The sequence below is a fragment of the Rhizobium ecuadorense genome (assembly GCF_001187535.1).
GTDB classification, from domain to species: domain Bacteria; phylum Pseudomonadota; class Alphaproteobacteria; order Rhizobiales; family Rhizobiaceae; genus Rhizobium; species Rhizobium ecuadorense.
This window is the reverse complement of record NZ_LFIO01000770.1, coordinates 1-1037: the sequence shown is the minus strand read 5'-3', so window position 1 is coordinate 1037 and position 1037 is coordinate 1. Positions and strand designations below refer to the sequence as shown.

At 62.1% G+C, this 1037-nt stretch carries 1 protein-coding gene; it reads left to right on the top strand.

The window, feature by feature from the left end; genetic code table 11:
• On the top strand, nt 1-1037 hold a 1037-nt coding region (locus AF337_RS13815; protein WP_160320302.1), incomplete at both ends, for a calcium-binding protein.

Genomic DNA, 1037 nt, shown 5'->3' with positions numbered 1-1037 from the left:
GATGAGGGGACCGACACGGTTCGCACGGCATTGGCGAACTATACGCTTGGCAGCGATGTCGAGAACCTCACCTATACCGGCACGGCGGCCTTTACCGGGACCGGCAATGACCTCGCCAACACGATCAAGGGCGGGGCAGGTGCCGACACGCTGGACGGAAAGGCAGGCGCGGACATATTGATCGGCGGAGCGGGCGGCGACATCTATATTGTCGATAACGTTGGCGACGTGGTCACCGAAGGGCTGAATGAAGGAACCGATTGGGTCAAGACGGCGCTTTCAAGCTATACGCTCGGCAACAATGTCGAGAACCTGTTCTATACGGGATCCGCCAGCTTCACCGGCACCGGCAACGCGCTCGCCAATACGATCATCGGCGGCGCCGGCAACGACACGCTTGACGGCGGCGCCGGCAACGACACGCTGAACGGTGGCGCCGGCAACGACATCTATATTGTCGACAGTGCGAGCGACGTGATCACCGAGCTGGTCAGCGGCGGCACCGACGAAATCCGCACGGCGCTTGCAGCCTACTCGATCGCCGCCTTGGTCAATGTCGAGAACCTGACCTACACGGGATCGGCCAACTTCACCGGCACCGGCAATGCGCTGGCCAACACGATCACCGGCGGTGCCGGCAATGATGTGCTGAATGGTGGAATTGGCGCCGACAGCTTGATCGGTGGGGCGGGTGGCGACGCCTATGTCGTCGACAATGCCGGCGACCTTGTCAGCGAAGCGGCCGATGCAGGGATCGACACGATTTGGACGACATTGGCCGCCTACACTCTGGGGGCCAATGTCGAGAACCTCACCTACTTCGGTACGGCAGCCTTTGCCGGAACAGGCAATGATCTCGCCAACACGATCACGGGTGGCGCTGCCGCCGATACGCTTTCCGGCGGTGTCGGCAACGATGTGCTGAATGGTGGACTTGGGGCCGATCGTTTGATCGGTGGGGTTGGCGACGACACCTATATCGTCGACCATGCCGGCGACCTCGTCACCGAGGCCGCCAATGAGGGGACCGACACGGT